This window comes from Paenibacillus sp. PSB04 (assembly GCF_025809195.1).
GTDB classification, from domain to species: domain Bacteria; phylum Bacillota; class Bacilli; order Paenibacillales; family Paenibacillaceae; genus Paenibacillus_AQ; species Paenibacillus_AQ favisporus.
In genome coordinates this window covers 7082006-7103029 of record NZ_CP081301.1, presented here as the reverse complement: position 1 = coordinate 7103029, position 21024 = coordinate 7082006, and the positions used below count along the sequence as shown (strand labels likewise).

Sequence of the window (21024 nt, the reverse complement as noted above, 5' to 3'; positions counted from 1 at the left end):
TTGGATACTGATAATAGTCCTATAATAAAAAAAACTACGAAATTGGGCACATGGTTTTTTTTATCATTGTTATTACTCTCCTTTTATTATTTAGCCTATAGGTATCCATTTAAAATTAATAGTTCCAGTACAAGTCCAACATATTCGGATACACCACTCATTCTACAAGTAGGGAAATATATTATTTTTTCTGGAATTTTTTACTTAGCCCTAATAAGCACACTTCGTTTAAAAGCTAGACCATTAATTTCTAAAGTAAGAATGATAGAGTTGGTAGGATATGTTTATATTTTTTTGATGTCGATTGTAGGGACAGTGCTAGGTTCATCAGACTATATGATGCAGACAGGAATGTTTTTCTGTTTGCTAATTTTTCCTTACTTTATCGAATTAAGAGTTGACTACAGACGAATCAAAAAAGTTATATACTGCTTCATATATTTGGCAGTAATTTCTGAGCTGGTACAGGTAATGTTATTTAAACTTTTTGATCGTTTACCGGCTCTTGGATATTACAATTCAACAAATGTACGGTTTGGATCCCTTTGGGATGATCCCAATGGATTCGCAATAATTATAGCATTTCTTCTTTCTTTTATATGGCTAACAGAAAATAATAATGTTATTAAACTGGTATTATCAATATCTCTAATTATAACTTTATTACTAACTTTATCATTCACAGGTATCGTTTCTGTGGGGGCAGCGATAATTATAGGTACTCTTCTTACTCATATAAGTCAAAAAAAGTTTTCTGCTTTTTTCAAAACATGGGCAATTATATTGTTATTAGGTATAGTCTTGGTTGCAGTGTATATCTTTATCATTAAAGACTCTGCTTTTTTCAATCAATTTATGAGAGAGAAGCAAGGGAGTATTAGTGCACATATAAATTACGCTAATCAATTTAGCTTAAAAGATATATTTAAAGCAGTTAGCCTCCAACCAGCTGGTAAATACTCGGAGTCTGGTTTTATAAATATTCTTATAAATTTTGGAGCAATTTATTTTGTTTTATATTTTTTAACAGGGATTATTACTGTTCTGAGATTTCTAAAACTTATAAGAATATATGAAGGAAATAACCATGTTAATTTATATTATAGTGGTTTATTTTTTGTTATCGCCTATATGATAGGGATGCTAAATATTCCATATGATGTTGTTTTTCCTGTAAATTTAATTTATGTGCTGTGTATTTTATTGACTTTCTTTAAGCCGGGAATATCTCCTCGAGTGATAAATCCTTATAAAAGGTAACGATAATTATCGGGAAGTAGGCACTTACATGTTAACCATTGATGTACGAATGATCAAGCAATCCGGAATTGGAACTTACATTGTCAATTTGTTGCCTTATGTCATTGAAACTATATCTTTTATGCCAATTACCTTATTGGGAAGAAACGAAGAATTATCCCAATTTCCCTGGATTCGTCGTTCAAACATTAACGTTATTGAGTTCGATGAGCCGATTTATTCGATCCAGGAACAAGTCGGCATGAGCCGTAAAATCCCCAAACAAACGAAGCTGTTTTGGTCTCCTCACTACAACATTCCTTTGCTGTACTCTGGAAAGCTTTTAGTAACGGTACATGATGTTTTCCATTTGGCTATGAAGGAGTATGTTGGAGGTATTCATAAAAGAATGTATGCGAAACTGATGTTCAACGCGCTGAGCAGGAAAGCATCGCATATTATTTGCGTTTCTGATTTTACGAAAAATCAATTCATCCAATATACCGGCTCTACCAAGAGTCCGATAACCACGATTCATAATGGAGTTAACTCAAGCTGGTTCCGTCCCGCAGACTTCCGCGAACAATCGGAAACTCCGTATCTACTGTATGTTGGAAACGTGAAGCCGCATAAAAATTTAGGGAACCTGCTAACTGCCTTCTCTAAAGTCATGCATCTGATACCGCACAATTTAGTTATTGTTGGCCGACGTGAAGGTTTTATCACTGGTGACCAGGCAATTGTCAATCAATCCGAAGCATTGGGTGACCGTATACAATTTACTGGATATATAAGCGATGAAGAGTTGAAAAAGTACTTTAGTCACGCCTCCGCATTCGTTTTTCCTTCGGTATATGAAGGGTTTGGTCTCCCCCCGCTCGAAGCAATGGCATGCGGATGTCCCGTCTTAGTCTCAAATCGGGCCTCGTTGCCAGAGGTTTGTGGTGATGCGGCTCAGTATTTTGATCCGATAGACCCTAAGGATATCGCGGAAAAAATCATGATGGTTGTTAACGACCGCAGCTTGAGAGACAAACTCGTCCAAGCAGGTTTAGAACAATCTCAAAAGTTCAACTGGGATATCAGTCGCGATAGGACGATGGAGAAAATCCGTTCATTACTGATCCAATAATTCGAATGGGGGCTGACTACATGAAAGTAGCGATTGTTCACGACTGGCTCGTTACATATACAGGTGCCGAAAAAGTATTAGAGCAAATGATAGATATGTATCCCGATGCGGATCTATTTTGTGTCATAGATAATCTTGACGAGAAGGACCGCCATTTTATCAAGTACAAAGAGCCGGTGACCACTTTTCTCCAGCATATTCCTTTTGCCAAAAAGCATTACAGAAATTTGCTGCCTTTAATGCCATTGGCGATCGAACAGCTTGACCTATCGGATTATGATATGATCCTTTCAAGCTCTCATGCCGTGGCCAAAGGAATTATTACGGGTCCGAGCCAACTCCATATAAGCTACGTACATTCTCCAATCAGGTATGCCTGGGACTTGCAACACCAATACCTCAAAGAATCCGGTCTTCAACGTGGAATGAAAGGAGCATTGGTTCGTTTTTTCCTGCATTACATCAGGCATTGGGATTACCGCACAAGCAACGGGGTAGACTATTTTGTCGCGAACTCCAACTTTATTGCGAAACGAATATATAAAGTATATCGAAGAGAGTCAAAGGTGATCTATCCGCCGGTTGATATCTCTTCTTTTGTATACAGCGAAGAAAAAGAGGATTATTACTTCACTGCGTCTCGCATGGTCCCGTATAAAAAGATGGATCTGATCGTGGAGGCATTTGGCGAGATGCCCGACAAGAAATTGATTGTCATTGGTGATGGTCCAGAAATGCCGAAAATCATGAAAAAAGCAAAACCAAACGTTACGTTGTTAGGTTACCAGCCTAACAACGTGTTGAGGGAGCATATGCAAAGGGCAAAGGCTTTCATTTTTGCTGCCGAGGAAGACTTTGGTATTACTCCTGTTGAAGCCCAAGCCTGTGGAACTCCTGTGATCGCATTTGAAAAAGGTGGAGCACTGGAAACCGTTAATGGACTGGATACACCACATCCAACGGGACTCTTTTTTAGTGAACAAACAACAGAGAGCATTATTGATGCGGTACAACGTTTTGAAATTTCTGGAAATCGTATACAATTCTCTAACTGCCGGGACAATGCATTAAGGTTCAGCAATCAACGCTTTAAGGAAGAGTTATCTGAATACATCAATACATGCATTCGCAACTATAGTCCAAATACTCAAACGAAGGATTTTGAATACAGTGTTACATCGTAAAGATTCTATTGTAAAGTCGAGATGACAAAAGATGGTAAAGCATGGCTTGATTTACTTTATAGCGAAACTGTTTGCCGGAGCGGTTGGGTTTTTATCAATTGTCCTTTATACCCGTATGCTTGTACCGGATGAGTATGGCCGATATGCGTTGATCCTCGTTTATGTGAACCTGATTAATTCTTTGTTGTATCAATGGTTTCGGCTGGGGCTGATTCGATATATCCCGAGATACCATAACGATAAGGGGAAATATAACAATCTTCTCAGTACTGTGATCGTTTGTTACCTCGGATGCTGCTTGTTCACTCTTGTAGCAGGAGGCGTCCTTGTGCTCGTGGGCATCCAATCCGCTGTGCAGATGGCAGTGACGCTGTTTTTCCTGTGGACGGCGGCCTGGTTTGAGCTGTCGCAAGCCGTGCAGCGCTCCAATTTAAAACCGGTCCGCTTTACGATGATGACCGGGTTGAAATCGGCGGCAAGCCTCGGATTTGGAGTGCTCGCCTTGGCGATGGGATACGGCGAAGTGGGCCTACTGATTGGGATTTCACTTGGGACCCTTGTGGCTAATGTAGTGTTCATCCGGGAATGGAACATTCGAGCAGGATGGTCGGTAGACCGCTCCATTCTGGTAGAGCTGGTGAAGTATGGGCTTCCGCTCATCATTAGCGGTGGAATGGCCTACATCATGCAGTCGATTGACAGGGTGATGATCGGCTGGTTAGAGGATGAGTCCGCTGCCGGGATCTACTCCGTCACATTCGATTTTGCGCTCCAGACTGTGGGCATGCTAATGCTCATTGTAAACTTAAGCGCGCTTCCGCTGGTCATCCGGCGTTTGGAGACGGAGGGATATGAATCCGCGCAGGGACAGCTCACGCAAAACTACCAGCTGCTGCTCGGAATCTCCTTACCGGCCGTTCTTGGATTAACGATCCTATCTGGAAATATTACAAGTGTTGTTTTTGGGAGCGAATACGTGCATGAAGCGGCCATTATTCTGCCCATAATCTCTTTTGCAATGCTTTTTCAAGGCTTAAAAAGCTACTATACGGACAATTCATACCAGTTAGGGAGAACAACCTACAAGCAGGCCATTCCTGTACTGATCGGCATTGTACTTAATGTCGTCCTGAATATGGTGCTCATTCCACGGTTTGGGCTCACTGGAGCAGCGATATCCTCATTGACGGCGTATTTATGTTCGTTCCTGGCAAATTGGTTTGTGGCCAGGAGCGTTTTTTATTTACCGCTCCCCCTTGCGGAAAGCGCGAAAATTATTGGATCTTCCTTCGTGATGGGACTGGTCCTTTTCCTGCTCAAGGGACAGTCTGGGCTGCTGGCTTTAATCTGCCAAATCGCCGTAGGAGCTGTCGTATATGCAGCCATGTTCGTCATCTTGAATATCATGAATGCTCGCACGCTCCTGATGCGAAAGCTGTCAGTTTTAAGACAGAAACGGCTGGCCAAGTCGGATGCTTGAACGAAACGGAAATGAAACCAATTTGAAATAGGGGTGAATGAGTATGAAAATCGTATTGTTGTCCGGCGGCAGCGGCAAGCGGCTGTGGCCCTTGTCCAATGACGCCAGATCGAAGCAGTTTTTGAGAGTGCTGGAAACCGGATCCGGGGAGCGAATTTCCATGCTGCAGCGAGTATGGGACCAGTTAGCGGCTGAAGGTTTGGGACAGGACTCCTGCATTGCGACAAGCAAAGGGCAGGTCGACATGATCCAAAGCCAAATTGGAAGCGAGGCTGAGATCGTGATCGAACCGGAGAAAAGAGATACGTTTCCGGCGATTGCTCTTGCGGCGTCTTACTTATATTCGATGAAGGATATGCCGCTCGATGAAGTCATGATCGTTATGCCTGTGGACCCCTTCGTGGAGCAACCCTTTTTTAACCGGCTCCGGAAGCTGGAGAGAGTGGTACAAACCTCGGGTGCAGATCTGGCGTTACTTGGAGTTCTTCCAACGTACCCATCCGAAAAATACGGGTATATCGTTCCTGAGAACATAGAAGACAACAATTCTGAATATGTACAGGTACACAGCTTTCGGGAAAAGCCCCGCGAAGAAGAAGCCGCCGAAATGATCCGCCAAGGCGCGCTTTGGAATTGCGGGGTTTTTGCTTTCCGGCTCGGATTTATCATCGATATGTTAATCGAGAGAAAGCTGCCGATTCACTACGAGGAAGCAGTTAGGCAATATGGCCGTTTCTTGAAGACGAGCTTTGATTATGAAGTGGTGGAAAAAACAGAACAGATCGTGGTCATGCCTTATGATGGTGAGTGGAAGGACTTAGGAACTTGGAATACGCTGACAGAAGAAATCGCCTCCCCATTGATCGGAAAAGGAACGCTGTCACCGGATTCCCAAAATACTCATGTTATTAATGAGTTGGACATTCCTGTCACAGCGATCGGCGTATCCAACCTTATCATTGCAGCTAGTCCAGACGGCATTCTTGTATCCGATAAAGAGGCAAGCCCAAGAATTAAGGAACTGGTGAACTCGGACGAGCTCCGGCCAATGGTTGAGGAACGACGCTGGGGTAGATATCGCGTATTAGACTTTTTGAAATACGAGGACGGACAGGAAGTACTGACGAAGCGAATTTGTATTCAGGCCGGAAAAAATTTGAGCTATCAATACCATCACAAGCGGAAGGAAGTATGGACTGTCATTGCCGGTTCCGGTGAAATGATACTGGACGGACAATATCGGCGGATTACCACTGGCGATGTCATTGTCATACCGGCTCAGAGCAAACACAGCCTGAAGGCCGCAACCGATATGGAGATTATTGAGGTGCAAACGGGAACAGAGCTGGTGGAGGAAGATATCGTAAGGCTGGCAATGCGATGGGAGGAAATTCTTCAGTTTTGTTTTATCTGACGAAGAATTCATTAAGAGTGAGGTGTATGAAATGAAAATTACAGTCGTCGGGACGGGATATGTCGGCCTGGTCTCCGGGGTTTGCTATGCTGAACTCGGGCACGATGTCATTTGTGTGGACAAGGACATTGAGAAAATCCGAAAGCTGGCTGAAGGGGAAATTCCCATTTACGAGCCTGGGCTTCAGCCGCTCGTCATTCGAAATTCTGCTGAAGGCCGACTGCGTTTCCAAACAGAGTTAAAAGAGGCAGTTGCCGCTTCAGATATTATCATTATTGCTGTTGGCACTCCGTCATTACCGAATGGGGAGGCCAACCTTTTTTATATTGAGCAAGTGGCTCGTGAAGTCGCAGAGGTCATTGACTGTTATAAGATCATTTGCATTAAGAGTACCGTTCCCGTTGGGACTAACGAGCGCATCCGGTATTTGATTCAGAGCCAGTCGCCGGTTCATTTCGACAGTGTCTCGCTGCCAGAATTTCTTCGAGAAGGAACAGCTGTTCAGGATACGCTTCATCCTGACCGAATTGTCATAGGTGCGGAGAGTGAGCAGGCAGCTAAGATTATGCGGGAACTTCACCAGGGGCTGACCGAACATATTCTCGTGACCGATATCCGCAGCGCGGAGATGATCAAGTATGCTTCCAATGCTTTTCTTGCGACGAAGATTTCCTTTATCAACGAAATCGCGAATATCTGCGAGAAGGTCGGGGCAGACATTACCAAAGTGACGGAAGGCATGGGATACGACAATCGTATTGGCTCCTCCTTTTTAAAAGCTGGGATCGGATACGGAGGCTCTTGTTTCCCAAAAGACACCCAAGCTCTAATTCAGATTGCTGGGCAAATGAATTACGACTTCAAGCTGCTGAAATCGGTAGTTGAGGTCAACCGGGGGCAGCGCTTTAACGTGATCCGTAAGCTGGAACAGCTGCTTGGCGATCTCTCCGGAAAAACCATTGGCATTTGGGGGCTCGCCTTCAAACCGGAAACGGATGATGTTCGTGATGCGCCTTCTATCGAAATTATCCAATCGCTTATTGATCGAGGGGCAGTCGTCAAGGCTTACGATCCAATTGCGACCAATAACTTTAGAAGCGTACTCGGCTACGCTAACGTGAAATATTGCGAAACAGCGAGAGAGGCAGCTGTGGAGACGGATGCCCTGTGCATTCTGACAGAATGGCAGGAATTTAGGCAGATCTCGCTTTATGAGCTTGAAACCTGGATGAAAACTCCGAACCTCATTGACGGACGGAATATTTACTCGGAAGAAGAGATTGCAAAGACACAATTTGCTTATTACTCCATTGGCCGGCCCAACCTGAACAAAGGGATTCGCGAGCAGAGCCCAGTCTTTATGATGCAGGGATGAGAGGAAGAAATGTGAATGAATAACTCGCTGAATACGAGTGATTTTTCCAGAGAATTGTCGCTGCTTCTCCGAATTATTGGATCCGGACCATGGGGGGAAGAAGATTTAGAAGGGGTAGACTGGAAAGAATTGATTCGCCTTGCTTATCATCACCGGGTCTATCCGTTGTTGTACATGCGTTTAAAGGAACGGGGCCGGGAGAGTGTTCCACGCTCTATAATGGATTCGCTGTATTCCAAATATTCCGCTAATGTGATCAGCATGCTGCGTCTTAGCTCTGAAATGGAGAAAATCAACTCTGCTTTGATGGAACATCAGGTTGAGGCGATTTTTCTGAAAGGACCGGTTCTAGCACAACAGCTATACGGAGACTTGTCGCTTCGGACCTCCAAAGATCTCGATGTATTGGTTTCCCCCAAACACTTGGAAAAAGCAGAAGGGATTTTGTCTGAGTTAGGCTATGTTACAGAAGACGAGAAAACTTTGGGCTCCTGGAAACGGAAAAAGCACCATATCAGTTACGTGCATCCGCTCTATTTTACTCAGGTGGAATTACACTGGCGGATGAGCGCGGAACTGCCCGGGGCCTCTTTCAGAACACTGTGGGATCGGCGAACAACGGTCTCCTTCTCCGGACGGCCGATTCATTACTTAAGCGACGGAGATCTGTTTATGTACTTGGTGTCGCATGGCGCAAGACATGGCTGGTTCCGCCTTCGCTGGTTATGTGATATTGACCGGATGATTCAAAAAAAATCATTCAATGTACAAAAGATAATGGAACACTACCTTCAGCGGAAGGAGCGGGATCTGGCAGGACAGGCTGCCATTTTAACGAATCGGCTGTTGTCAACGCCACTAGGCGGAGACCTAGAAGAGCTATCCCGTAATATGTACGCAGAGGAGCTTGCAAGAGCATCGCTGTATTTCATCAAGAACCCTGTTGACTTATCCCCTAATGGTGATAAGGACACATTGGCATACTACAAGCGCTATTTACATTCTTTAATGTCGAGAAAAGAAAAGCTGTCGTTGATCATGGATTATCTTTACCCCAGCACAAAGGATGTTTCGCTGCTGCCACTGCCTAAATTACTGCATTTCCTCTATTTTCCCCTTCGTCCGTTTCTGTGGTTTTGGCGCTATGTATTCAGTAAAGAGCCCGTAACAACGGCTGATCCCAAAACCGATAGAAAAGAGGAGAGGCATGCAAGTGAATCGACGGTTTAAGGACAACCCCGCCATTTTGGTTACAGGCGGTGCGGGGTTCGTAGGGGGGAACTTTCTGAGGCTGATGCTTCCGAAGTATCCTTCATACCGCTTCATTAATCTCGATAAGTTGACCTATTCGGGAAATATACAAAATATTGCCGCCTTGTCAGACTATGACCACTATACCTTTATTCAAGGCGATATTTGCGACCGGGACATGGTAGATGCCGTCATCAGGGAGCACCAGATCGATGTTATCATCAATTTTGCCGGCGAATCCCACGTGGACCGGAGTATAGTGGATCCGGTGACATTCGTCGCCACGAATATCAATGGAACGCAATCTCTGCTTGATGCCGCAGTCCGCTATGACATTGGGCTGTTTCTGCAGATCTCAACCGACGAGGTTTATGGTTCTTTGGATGACACGGGCTATTTTACGGAAAACTCCCCGATCGCCCCTAACAATCCGTATTCTGCCAGTAAAGCTGGAGCCGATATGCTGATTCATTCCTACAGCAATACGTATGGATTACCGTTCAATATCGTCCGGTTCGGCAACACATACGGCCCTGCACAGCACCCGGAGAAGCTCATTCCTATGGTCATCATGAACGCTTTGCAGGACAGGAAGATTCCGATCCACGGCGAGGGTCTCAGCATTCGCGATTGGGTCTATGTCCGCGATAACAATACGGCAATCGACCGTGTTCTGCACCTGGGGCGCAGTGGAGAGGTATACAACATCGGTTCACATCAGGAAGTGAAGACGATAGACGTCACGCATTTTATTCTGGATATGCTCGGAAAGCCCCGAAGCCTCATTGAGTTCATCCCGGACAGGCCGGGGCAGGATTACCGATATGCCAACAATCCGGCAAAAATTATGAATGAGCTCGGATGGAGACCCGAATACAGGTTTGACGAAGGGTTGAAACAAACCGTGGAATGGTACGTCCAGCACGCAGATTGGTGGCAAGAGCCGAATAGTCGTAGCTATGAATCTAACATCCCGATGGGTTCTCAACAAATTATATGAGAAAGAGGTAGGTCAATCATGAGTATGACAGAAATCGCTGCAGCCAACATCATCTCCCAATCCCCCGGCTATCTCGTCAGCGACATGGATGGGGAGAAAGTCATGCTGAGTATCGAGACCGGCAAATACTACAACCTGGGGCAGATCGGCGGGCGGATCTGGGAGCTGATTGCTGCGCCGACCAGCCTGACGGATCTGGTGGGGCAATTGGTCGAAGAGTATGATATCGGGCCGGAAGCGTGCGAGCAGCAGGTGCATCCGTTTCTGAACAAGCTTGCGGCGGAGGGGCTGATCCAGGTGAGAAGCGGGCATGAGCTGGAGTAGGCAGCTGCGCGCTTTTGTTCGCTTTCCATGGGCCCAGAAGATGATGTATGCCGAAGCCTACGTGCTCCTGGCATGGGGAAGAGTGCTGAAGGCACTCCCTTTCGCCAAAGTCGCCCCTTCCCTGGGGAGCTATATGAAGGAGACTCCGGAGGAGGAGCTTAGCCGGCAGGAACTGCTGACCATCCGTCAAGTCTCCAAAGCCGTTCACGGGATGAGCCGGTACACGTGGTGGGAGAGCCAATGCCTGGTCAAGGCGATCGCCGCCATGAAAATGCTGGAGCGCCGCGGCCTGTCGAGCACGCTGTATTTGGGAAGCGGCAGGGACGAGCAGGGGCGGCTGGCGGCTCACGCCTGGCTGCGCTGCGGGTCGTACATCGTGACGGGAAGGGAAGGACACGAGAAGTATACGGTTGTGGGCATTTTCGGCAACGGAGCGGCAGCCGACCGAGAGGCCGGGCTCATGACGCGGCAATCCGGATAAGGAGCTACGTACAATGAAGGATTTATTCTACTATATTCGCAAAATCCAGCGGGTCGCCGGAGGCAAGCTGTACTTGAACATGTCCATGACCCTTCTCATCAGCCTGTTGGACGGCATCGGCATGTATTTGATCGTTCCGCTGCTGGGCATGATCGGCCTGCTGCAAATGGATTCGGGGAGCCTGCCGTTTTTGGCCCCGCTTACCGGGCTGATCTATTCCTGGTCCCTGCAGCTCAGCCTGCCGCTGGTCCTGGCGGTCTATGTCCTCATCCTTGGTGGACAAGCGCTGCTGCAGCGAAGCCAGACCCTCCTGAACGCAAGGATTATACAATCCTTTATCCGGACGCTGCGGACCGAGACGTATGAAGGGCTGCTGCGGGCCAAGTGGGAGTTTTACCTGCGCAAACGCCGGTCGGATTTTAACCACGTGATGTCCAACGAGCTGGGGCGGGTCAATTACGGAACGACTTTATTTTTACAGATGGTGACGTCGCTGATCTTTACCGTGCTTCAAATTGCCTTGGCCCTGTGGCTGTCGCCGGCATTGACAGTGATGGTGCTGGTCAGCGGAGGGCTGCTTGCTTTGTTCGCACGGAGGTTTGTGCGCAGGTCCAAGCGGATCGGGGAGGAGACCACCGAGCTGTCCAAGCATTATTTTGCGGGAATCAGCGACCATTTCGGCGGCATTAAGGATATCAAAAGCAACCGGCTGGAGGCGTCCCACATCCATTGGTTCCGTAAGCTGACCGACCAAATGGAGCATAACTTCCTCGAGTTTGGCCGGGTGAACTCCATGTCGCAGGTGATTTACCGCCTGTCCTCCGTCGTGCTTATCGCGGCATTTATGTACGTGGCGATCGCGGTACTGCATACTCCGCCGGAGCAGCTGATTACGGTTGTGCTCATTTTTACCCGGCTGTGGCCGAGGTTTATCGGCATTCAGTCGAATATGGAGCAGCTCAGCTCGAATCTGCCGGCGTTTCATGACATGCGGAAGCTGCAGCAGGAATATGAAGCGGAGCAGGAGCTGATCAGCCCGGAAGAAGTGGGGGCTTCGAAGCTTGCTTTGGCCGACGGAATCAGCTGCACCGATGTCAGCTACCGGTACAACCCCAAGGAGCCGCAATACGCGCTGCGCGATATCAATGTCCATATTCCGGCTAACCGCATGACCGCTATCGTCGGCAAGTCCGGCGCCGGGAAAAGTACGCTAGTCGACCTGCTGATGGGGCTGATCCATCCGGAAGAGGGAGAAGTGCGGGCGGACGGCGTTTCGCTCCAGCGCGAACGCCAGCTGCTGGCGCTGCGCGGCTCGATCGGATACGTGGCGCAGGATCCGTTCCTGTTCAACGAGAGCATCCGCTACAATTTGCAGCTGGTGGACCCCAATGCGCAGGATGACGATCTATGGCAGGCGCTGGAGTTCTCGGCTTCGGCCGAGTTCGTCCGCAAGCTGCCTCAGGGAATGGACACAGTCATCGGGGACCGGGGCGTTCGCTTGTCGGGCGGAGAGCGCCAGCGGCTGGTGCTGGCCCGCGCGATTTTGAAGCGGCCGAGCATCCTTGTCCTGGATGAAGCGACCAGCGCGCTCGACAGCGAAAATGAGCTACTTATCCAGCAGGCGCTGGAACGTCTCAAAGGAAGCATGACGATGATCGTGATCGCCCACCGGCTGTCCACCATCCGGAACGCAGACCATGTGATCGTGATGGAGCAAGGCAAGGTGATTCAGCAGGGCGGTTATTTGCAGCTCTCTCAGGAGAGCAAAGGTTCCTTCAGCAAACTGCTGAGCTACCAGAGCGGGGCTCAAATGCAGGTATGATTCGGATGAAAAGCAGCCCCCGGGAGGCGTTCGCGCTTCTGCGGGGGCTGCTGTTTTATTTCATGTGAGATGGTTATGAACGTATATTGGATAAGATATTATCGATATTAGGCTTGTTTATGCTCGCTGCTTAACAGGTCATACAACAGGTTCGACAAAGGTGCGGGGGCCCCGGCCCGCTGGGACGCTTGTTTAAAAATGCCCACGTCCTTTAACGGAATATGGCTTTGAGTAAAGAGATGATCCATGTTCTCGGCAGCCATCTGGCCGTAACGCTTATAAATCGGGGCGTTAAACAGCGTTTGGGTCAGCATATCCATCACGGGCTTGGGATCGCCACCGCTCTTTTCGACCATCGAGAGAGCTTCCCGAATGGTGTACACGGCGGAAGTAATCATGAAGTTTCCAACCAGTTTCACCTGATTCGCTGCCCCGGCTTTTTCACCAAAATCGAAAATATTCAGCCCACCCATAGCCTCCAAAACCGGGCGGACGCGTTCTTTAGCCTGCTGCGGCCCAGCCATGGGGATGGAGAGCTGACGTGCTGCCGCAGCCTCCGGGACTCCAAAGATGGGGGCTTCGACCAGGGTGCTGCCATGCTCTGCGTGAACAGCGGCCAGCTTTTTGGATGTATCCGGCGATATCGTGCTCATCGAGATATGAATCCCCCCTTTACCAAGCTTCTCTAAAAAGCTATCGCTCATGACGATGCTCTCCACGGACGCATCATCCCACAAAATGGTGACGACGATTCCGCCAGCGGTTACGGCCTCATCGGGTCTGGATGCCAGCCGGGCGCCTTGGGCAATCAAAGGTTCGGCTTTGCTGGCCGTCCTGTTATGCACTACCAAAGGATACCCTGCATCGAGGAGATTCTTAGCCAGCGGCAGACCTAGGCTGCCAAGTCCGATAAATCCGATTGTCTCGTTCATCATGTTTATCCTCCTGGAAATGTGAATGTTATAAACATTACGTTAACGTCATGTTTGTGACAAAAAAAATTAATGCTGCTCTGCGTCCTTGAGCCATTGCTCAAAGCGTTCGATATGGGTCAGCAAATCGGTCCGGAATTGTTGTAACCCCTCGATCTTCTGATCCGTCTCTGCGAGGTGCTGCTTCAAGATGCCGAGCACTTTCTGTTTAGGCTGTACACCACTGGGGTCCATGAAATAGAGATCGATCACGTCCCGTATTTCCTCCAAGCTGAGCCCAAGCTTCTTTAATTGGTCGATTTTGCGCAGCCGGGCAACGGTCTCATCTGTATAGTAATGCTGCCCATTGCCTTCACGCTCGCCTGGAGGGATCAGCCCCATTTTTTCGTAATATCGAACCGTTCGCTGAGTAACCCCCGCTCGTTCCGATAAATCCCCTATGCGCATGCGATCCTTCATATCTTGCCCTCCAAACATGACGTTTACGTCGTGTTTATAACATATCACCTTTATCCGGCTATGTAAAGCGCGTAAGTATATTGTGCTGGCTGCATCCCGTATCCGGTGCGGTGTTGAGCAAAATGATCGCAAAAAGCTTATTCGTCCAGCCTTTATAAAATGAAACAGGTTCTGCTTTGGACAACACAGCCCCCGCATTATACAATGAAGAAAACATCTTTCGAAATAACCTGACAGAAGACGGACCGCGTTTGGCGGGTTCGTTTTCTCGGGAAGTCAGTATACAGGCGTCCATTTTGATGCTTACTGATTTCGTTAGGAGAAAAGATACAGGCGAGGGGAGAGTGCAGGATGAATTCCATGCAAACGGATCCGTTTATACGAAATAATCGGGAGGCCGAAATCGCGTCCAGGTCCGAGCGGCTTGCGGCGGTATTTGCGGAGAGGGCTGCGGAACATGATCGGGAAGGATCGTTCCCGTTTGAAAATTTTGCTGACCTGAAGGAGTCGGGTTATTTAAAGCTGACGGTGCCGGCGGAGTTTGGCGGTGAGGAAGCGTCGCTGTACGAAATGATCCTTGCCCAGGAACGGCTGGGAAAAGGGGACGGCTCGACGACGCTCGCGGTCGGCTGGCATGTGAGCCAGGTGCTGCAGATGCGCATCGGCCAGTCGTGGCCGCGCGAGCTGTATGCCGACTTCTGCAGGCAAATCGTCCATGACGGGGCGATGATCAACCAGTTTGCCAGCGAACCGTCGACCGGCAGTCCGAGCCGGGGCGGCCGTCCGGGAACGAAAGCGGAGCGTACGGATGGGGGCTGGTTGCTGACCGGCCGCAAAACATTCAGCTCGCTCATCCCGGTGCTGGATCAGTTTACGGTCACTGCATTTGTGGAGGAAGAAGACAAGACCGGAACGTTTTTGGTGCGGAAGGGTCCGGGTGTCAGCATTGACGAAACGTGGAATACGATGGGCATGCGGGCGACCGGCAGCCACGACCTGGTGATGGAAGAAGTGTTCGTGCCGGACGGGGAAAGGATCGATAGTGAGGATCCTTTAGGAGGACAGCCGGCAGGTAAGATGTCCGACCACGGAGGGGCGCTGCTGCATATCCCGGCATGTTATATCGGCATCGCCTGGGCTGCCCGGGATTTTGCGGTGCGTTACGCCGCCAATTACCGGCCAAACAGCCTGCCGGGGCCCATTGCCGACCTGCCGCATATTCAGCAGAAGATCGGGGAGATGGAGTCCGAGCTGATCACCGCCCGCACGCTCATGTACAGTGTGGCGGACCGCTGGGACCGCCACCCGGAGCTGCGGCCGGGCATGAGGCCCGATCTCGGGCTCGTGAAGACGACGGCGACCCATGCGGCCCTGCGCATCGTCGATCTGGCGATGCGCATTGTGGGCGGGGCCAGCCTGTCGCGCCAGCTTCCGCTGGAGCGGATGTACCGCGACGTGCGGGCGGGTCTGCACAACCCGCCGATGGACGATACGGTCACATCGATGCTCGCCCGCCGGGCGATCGCGGACGTATCCGCAGCCGGAGAAGCGAACGGAGAAGGGAACTCGGGAACCAACCGGTAAGATCTGCTCGTAGGCTCATGCTCGTAGGATCGCAGGACTTCGAAACAGCATAAAAGGCAGCCGGAATGATTCCGGCTGCCTTTTTCTTTTTTAAAGATATGTACTTCTACCCTCTAATGTACGGCAACGGCAATGGGTGCTCACCTCGATTTGAGAGGGCACCGGGTGATACGGATCCGGTTCCGCTATATATATGTCTATGTCTCAAGCAGGATCTCCCCGGTACGGGACAGATCATACCCTGCGATGCTCTGCAGCTCGCGGCGGAACTCCTCCGAACGCAAAATGCCCATCAGCGACTCGATCCAAGGCATATTTTCCGCCGATTTGAGCACGACCAGGTCGTAGCGTTCCTCGATCAGCGGGATAAAGTCCACGCCGCCTACGATTGCTGCCGCCTTTTCGATGCCAACCCCGACATCAGACTCCCCGGCGGCGACGGTGCCGGCGACCGCAATATGGTTGGTTTGCTCCTCCCCGTAGCCCTGCAGCTGATCCCGCTGGATCCCGTGCAGCCGCAGCTGTTCATCGAGCAGGACGCGGGCACCCGACCCTTTTTCGCGGTTGACGAGCCTAAGCCCCGTGCGGGACAGATCGGCCCAGTCTTTTAGCCCAAGGGGATTCCCTTTTTGGACATAGAGTCCCGCCTTTCGGGATAGCAGGTTGACGACCAAATACGGAAAGCCAACCAAAATCCGCTTAATGTACGGCAAATTGTATTCGCCCGTATCGCCGTCGAGCAGATGGGTGCTCACGATGTCGGACTCTCCGCGGTACATCGCAATCAGGCTGTCCAGACTCCCGACATATGCGCGGAGCGGACGGATGCCAGGCGTATGCTTTTCCATATGCTTAACGAGAATGTCAAGGCTGATATCCTGCCCGGTAATGACTACCGAACGGGTTCCGCCGGCTCCGACAGCGGCAGGTTGAAAGGAAACCGGCTCCGCTGGAGCCGGGCGGTGTTCGGCCGCCTGCAGTCCTTTAGCCCTTTGCTTGTAGGCTTCCAAATCTGCGGCATCGACGCGCATTTGCTTGCCCACCCGATATGAAGGCAGCTCGCCTTTTTTGATCAGGTCGTAGACGGTGAGCTTGGATATTTTCAGGAGCTTGGCAATCTCCTCGGTCGTATACGAAATGTCGCTGGACATGAGCTTCCTCCTTGTACGTTGTATGTTTCGCTGAACGTTTCGTTATATGTTATCTTTTCTTGTAATGGCTTAGGTCTGAACCCTGTGAACATAGTGTCTTCTATTGTATCACACCCGGATGTGAAAATTGTGCAAACCGTATTTACAACCTCGCGGCCCACTGGATATAATCAATTATATCTAATTATAACTAAATATAACGATTAAGGATTGGAGATTACGGATGATCAAAAGGGGTATGAAACCAGGTGTTTGGCTGATCCTCGCCGCCTTCGTTCTAATGCTGGCAGGCTGCGGATCGAATTCCGGTTCGGCAGCAGACCCGAAATCGGCCGACTCAGGAGCCGCTGCGGAAACTTCTAATAGAGAGGCTGCACAGCAGGTAGAACTGACCATCTCCGCTGCGGCCAGCATGACGGATGCGCTGCAGGAGATTCAACAAGCGTACGAGGCGGAGCATGCCAACGTCAAACTGAACTTTAACTTTGGCGCTTCGGGGGCGCTGCAGCAGCAGATCGAGCAGGGCGCACCGGCGGATCTGTTCCTCTCGGCTGCCGTGAAGAACATGAAGGCGCTGGAGGACAAGCAGCTCATCGATTCTTCGCATGAGAAAGACCTTCTCGCCAATGAGCTTGTGGCCGTGGTGAACGCCAAAGAACCGGCCCAAGTCTCGGGCATGGAGGACCTGAAAGGAAACGGCTTGAAAAAAATCGCCATCGGCATTCCGGAAAGCGTTCCGGCAGGGAACTACGCCAAGGAAGCACTGACGAACGCCAAGTTGTGGGACACACTCCAGCCGAAGCTGGTGCAGGCCAAGGATGTGCGGCAGGTACTGCAGTACGTGGAAACAGGCAATGCAGATGCGGGTTTTGTGTATAAAACGGATGCATTGACTTCGGATCAGGTCAAAGTAGCGTTTACTGTCGACCCGTCTGCCTATACGCCGATCGTTTACCCGGTCGGAATCGTTAAGGCGACGAAGCACAGCCAGGAGGCGGTGGATTTTTACGAGTACCTCCAGACGGATTCGGCCTTGGACATTTTTAAAAAGTACGGATTTTCCGTGCCGCAGCAGGGTTAACAGATGATGGACTGGCAGGCATTTTGGGATCCGGTCAGACTGTCCTTACAGGTTGCCCTGCTCTCGAGTCTGATCGTGATCATCCTGGGTACGGGAGCTGCCTGGTGGATGGCAAGGCATCATTTCCCGGGAAAAATCGTCTTGGAGACGCTGTTTATGCTGCCTCTGGTTCTGCCGCCGACCGTGGTGGGATTTCTGCTGCTGATGCTGCTTGGCCGCCGCAGTTGGGTGGGGCAGCTGATCGAATGGCTGTGGGATGCGCCAATTATTTTTTCCTGGTGGGCCGCTGTTGTGGCGACCGTCGTCGTGGCATTCCCGCTCGTCTATCAGACGATGAAGAACGGCTTTGCCGCCGTTGATCCGGATCTGGAAAAGGCGGCCCGCTCCGACGGGGCAGGCGAGTGGAGGGTGTTCCGTTCCATTACGCTGCCGCTCACTTATTCCTCGCTGCTGACCGCGCTCGTGCTTGGGTTTGCGCGCGCTCTCGGCGAGTTCGGCGCTACGCTCATGGTTGCCGGGAACATTCCCGGCAAGACGCAGACGGTCCCGACGGCCATTTACGTGGCGGTCGACGCCGGCAACATGCCGATGGCCTGGGCGTGGACGCTGGCGATCGTCGCGCTGTCTTTTGTCATGCTGCTGCTGACCGGAAGGAAAGCGCCGGGAGCAGAGCGGCCGCGAGCGGGCACAGAGGTATCGAGGGAAAGCCGGGGATAACGGAGGAGTATTGGTTTCGGGCAGTTTGCTGATCATGCATTGATAAGAATATACAGCCCCAGGCAAAACAGTATAGCTGATATCAAATGGAGGACTGTTTTTCTCAGCCACCATGGAAAATGCTTATAGATCAACCCTGCAATAAAGCTGCAGATTATTGCTGCGATATTTCCTGATATCGTATCGGCAAGGGGCCATACATTCATCACATCCGTAACACTGCCTTTAGATTTTTCACGTTTAATGGCAAGGCCAGATCTAATCGCCATAAACGATACAATCCATATAAGGACAACGAGTATGAGCTTCCACCACTTCATGTGCAATTCCCTTCTATGTAGCAGTATATATAAACGGGCGGATTACGCCGAGACTAATGTTTGTACGGTATATCGCCTAAAGTCCGTAGGATATTGTATAGCATAAGGTCGTTATATGCCTATAGAAATAATCTGGAATAAGTGATGTGATTTTGGCCCATCAAGCGGCTTTAGGGCGAAGATAGGTATACTTGTGTTTGATCGATTATGTCATACAAAAAAAGGGCTGTCCCCACGCCAAAATGGCGGGGACAGCCCTTTGTGATATATGCGGCAAGGCCATTTATAAAAGGTCAAACCTTACGGCATGCCAAACCTAACGGTTAAATGTTATACCTGGCCAGTAACTTACACCTGCTCAATAATGAGCGGCACGACTTTGCCGGCGTTGACATCGATCAACCCGTGATCGGTGATTTTGAGGTACGGGCTTACCGGCAGCGAATGCGTCGCGATCGACATGATCGGGTTGTAGTGCTTATACCCGAGCTCTTCCATCGCCTCGCGAACCTGTTGGACGGACTCGGCGGCCAGATCGAGCGGATCCTCGGTCAGGATGCCGCCGACCGGCAGGTGCATGTTGGCTTTAATCTCGCCGTCCAGGGTGACGCAGAAGCCGCCCTGCTGGCGGATGACGGTGTTGGCGGCGAGGACCATGTCCTCGACGTTGTGACCGATCACGAGCAGGTTGTGGTTGTCGTGGGAGTAGGTCGTCGCCACGGCGCCGCGCTGGATCGTATCGCCCGCGATAAAGCCGAACGCTTTTTGGCGTCCTTTGCCGTACCGTTCAAATGTGGCGATCATGCCGCAGCCGCTGTCCTCCCACAGCAGCCGGCCATTCGCGGCCGGCACGTCCACCTGGCTCTCCTTGGTGAAGGTCGAGCCGTCCTGGATCGTCATCACCCGGCACCGGTAGATGCCGTCCTCCACGCCGGCCGCCGCTTCAAAATCAGCGGCGCTCAGCTCGTCCAGCTGGACGCTGTGGTAGAAGTGCTCCGGGAACCGGTAGCCGCTCGACTGCGGCTCAAAGGCTTTGGCGGCGGAGTACACCTCCGCGCCGTTTTTGTACACTGATTCCAGCTTCAGCTCGGACAAATCCGAGATCAGCTGGAAGTCGGCGACTTTGCCCGGTGCGATGGAGCCCCGATCGTACATCCGCATGCGGCGGGATGGGGAGAAGGTCGCGGCGTAAATCGCCCGCTCCGGAGACATCCCCATGCCGATGGCCTTGCGGACGATCTGGTTCAGGTGGCCGCGGGCGCGGAACGAGTCCGCCATGACGTCGTCGGTCACGAAGCAGAAATGCTCGGAAACGTCGTGGCGGATCAGGTAGTCCATCACTTCCGGCGTCATCGACTTCTCCTGGATTTCAATGAACATGCCGGCCGCAATCCGCTCCTCCAGACCCTGCAGCGTCTGATGCGTATGGTCCGAGTTGACGCCGGCATAAATGACGCGCTGCAGGTCCAGATCCAGCAGCTTCGGCACGTGGCCTTCAATGACGAGCTCAGGATAATGCGAGCGAATATGCTCCAGGATGCGGTTCGTTTTGCAGTCCGGGTCGGTAATGATGTCGACGTAGTTCATGATCTCGCCGAGGCAGATGACGTCCCCTGTGGACAGGAGGGCATCCATGTCCTCGATTTCGATCGATCCGCCCGTCGTTTCCATCGAGGTGGACGGGACCGAGCTCGGAATGGCGTAGAACATGTCCACCGGACAGTTCCGGCTCGCCTTGATCATCTCAAGAACGCCGTCGAGGCCGAACACGTTGGCCATCTCATGCGGCTCGGGTACGATCGTGGTGACGCCGTTTCGCAGGAGACCCGCCGAGAAGGATTCAGGCGTCACCATCGTGCTTTCGATGTGCAGATGGATATCGATGAAGCCGGGGACCATATAGAGTCCCTCCGCGTTAATGACCTGCTTGGCCTGGAACGTATCTTCGCCCCTCAGGCCGATATAGAAAAACTTGCCGTCCTTGACGGCGACGTTGTTGGTAGACCACTGCTTAAAGTAACTGTTGTACACCTTGGCTTGAAGAAATAGCAAATCTGCATGCATACGTTGTTCCCCCT

19 protein-coding genes are annotated in these 21024 nt (G+C 50.6%); 14 read left to right on the top strand and 5 right to left on the bottom strand.

Annotated elements, in window-relative coordinates; all coding sequences use genetic code 11:
• The 11 genes from K2F33_RS32570 to K2F33_RS32520 are packed head-to-tail and all read left to right on the top strand — an operon-like array spanning window position 1 to window position 12702.
• Window positions 1–1260: a hypothetical protein gene (locus K2F33_RS32570; protein ID WP_263880621.1), complete on the top strand. Its 1260-nt coding sequence runs from the start codon at window positions 1–3 to the stop codon at window positions 1258–1260.
• Between the two features lie 28 nt (window positions 1261–1288).
• Entirely contained in the window at window positions 1289–2371 is a 1083-nt protein-coding gene (locus K2F33_RS32565; RefSeq protein WP_263880620.1) for a glycosyltransferase family 4 protein, read from the top strand.
• Window positions 2372–2391: 20 nt separating this feature from the next.
• Window positions 2392–3555, top strand: a complete 1164-nt coding sequence (locus K2F33_RS32560) for a glycosyltransferase family 4 protein (protein WP_263880619.1) — start codon at window positions 2392–2394, stop codon at window positions 3553–3555.
• 31 nt (window positions 3556–3586) lie between these two features.
• A complete protein-coding gene (locus K2F33_RS32555; protein WP_263880618.1) occupies window positions 3587–5035 on the top strand; it encodes an oligosaccharide flippase family protein in 1449 nt (482 codons plus the stop codon).
• Between the two features lie 43 nt (window positions 5036–5078).
• The gene (locus K2F33_RS32550) at window positions 5079–6449 is read left to right on the top strand and encodes a sugar phosphate nucleotidyltransferase (RefSeq protein ID WP_263880617.1); all 1371 of its coding nucleotides are present in this window, start codon (window positions 5079–5081) and stop codon (window positions 6447–6449) included.
• A gap of 31 nt (window positions 6450–6480) precedes the next feature.
• Entirely contained in the window at window positions 6481–7824 is a 1344-nt protein-coding gene (locus K2F33_RS32545; protein WP_263880616.1) for a UDP-glucose dehydrogenase family protein, read from the top strand.
• A 15-nt stretch (window positions 7825–7839) separates the two neighbouring features.
• Window positions 7840–9054 carry a nucleotidyltransferase domain-containing protein gene (locus tag K2F33_RS32540; RefSeq protein WP_263880615.1) on the top strand — a complete coding sequence of 405 codons (1215 nt, stop codon included), beginning with the start codon at window positions 7840–7842 and terminating at the stop codon, window positions 9052–9054.
• Window positions 9038–10075: a dTDP-glucose 4,6-dehydratase gene (rfbB, locus tag K2F33_RS32535; protein WP_263880614.1), complete on the top strand. Its 1038-nt coding sequence runs from the start codon at window positions 9038–9040 to the stop codon at window positions 10073–10075. The genes K2F33_RS32540 and rfbB overlap by 17 nt, the downstream gene beginning before the upstream one ends.
• A gap of 18 nt (window positions 10076–10093) precedes the next feature.
• Window positions 10094–10399, top strand: coding sequence for a lasso peptide biosynthesis PqqD family chaperone (locus K2F33_RS32530; RefSeq protein WP_116232362.1), 306 nt, complete (start codon window positions 10094–10096; stop codon window positions 10397–10399).
• Window positions 10386–10880, top strand: coding sequence for a lasso peptide biosynthesis B2 protein (locus tag K2F33_RS32525; RefSeq protein ID WP_263880613.1), 495 nt, complete (start codon window positions 10386–10388; stop codon window positions 10878–10880). The genes K2F33_RS32530 and K2F33_RS32525 overlap by 14 nt, the downstream gene beginning before the upstream one ends.
• A 13-nt stretch (window positions 10881–10893) precedes the next feature.
• Complete coding sequence (locus K2F33_RS32520) at window positions 10894–12702, top strand: ABC transporter ATP-binding protein (protein ID WP_263880612.1); 1809 nt, start codon at window positions 10894–10896, stop codon at window positions 12700–12702.
• Window positions 12703–12809: 107 nt separating this feature from the next.
• Here K2F33_RS32520 and K2F33_RS32515 read toward each other — a convergent pair whose 3' ends face one another.
• The gene (locus K2F33_RS32515; protein ID WP_263880611.1) at window positions 12810–13637 is read right to left on the bottom strand and encodes an NAD(P)-dependent oxidoreductase; all 828 of its coding nucleotides are present in this window, start codon (window positions 13635–13637) and stop codon (window positions 12810–12812) included.
• 66 nt (window positions 13638–13703) lie between these two features.
• Window positions 13704–14093 carry a MerR family transcriptional regulator gene (locus K2F33_RS32510; protein ID WP_263880610.1) on the bottom strand — a complete coding sequence of 130 codons (390 nt, stop codon included), beginning with the start codon at window positions 14091–14093 and terminating at the stop codon, window positions 13704–13706.
• A 351-nt stretch (window positions 14094–14444) separates the two neighbouring features.
• Between K2F33_RS32510 and K2F33_RS32505 the strand changes: the two genes are divergently transcribed.
• On the top strand, window positions 14445–15677 hold the full coding sequence (locus tag K2F33_RS32505; RefSeq protein WP_263880609.1) for an acyl-CoA dehydrogenase family protein: 1233 nt from the start codon (window positions 14445–14447) through the stop codon (window positions 15675–15677).
• A gap of 197 nt (window positions 15678–15874) precedes the next feature.
• Here K2F33_RS32505 and K2F33_RS32500 read toward each other — a convergent pair whose 3' ends face one another.
• Window positions 15875–16828, bottom strand: coding sequence for a helix-turn-helix transcriptional regulator (locus K2F33_RS32500; RefSeq protein ID WP_263880608.1), 954 nt, complete (start codon window positions 16826–16828; stop codon window positions 15875–15877).
• Window positions 16829–17066: 238 nt separating this feature from the next.
• Between K2F33_RS32500 and modA the strand changes: the two genes are divergently transcribed.
• Together modA and modB are read left to right on the top strand one after the other, a co-directional pair.
• Entirely contained in the window at window positions 17067–17909 is an 843-nt protein-coding gene (modA, locus tag K2F33_RS32495) for a molybdate ABC transporter substrate-binding protein (protein ID WP_263880607.1), read from the top strand.
• 3 nt (window positions 17910–17912) lie between these two features.
• Window positions 17913–18626 carry a molybdate ABC transporter permease subunit gene (modB, locus tag K2F33_RS32490; protein ID WP_263880606.1) on the top strand — a complete coding sequence of 238 codons (714 nt, stop codon included), beginning with the start codon at window positions 17913–17915 and terminating at the stop codon, window positions 18624–18626.
• Window positions 18627–18658: 32 nt separating this feature from the next.
• Here the strand turns inward: modB and K2F33_RS32485 are convergent, their stop codons facing one another.
• Complete coding sequence (locus K2F33_RS32485) at window positions 18659–18946, bottom strand: hypothetical protein (protein ID WP_263880605.1); 288 nt, start codon at window positions 18944–18946, stop codon at window positions 18659–18661.
• A 348-nt stretch (window positions 18947–19294) separates the two neighbouring features.
• The gene (locus K2F33_RS32480) at window positions 19295–21010 is read right to left on the bottom strand and encodes an adenine deaminase C-terminal domain-containing protein (RefSeq protein WP_076170358.1); all 1716 of its coding nucleotides are present in this window, start codon (window positions 21008–21010) and stop codon (window positions 19295–19297) included.
• Window positions 21011–21024 lie beyond the last annotated feature (14 nt).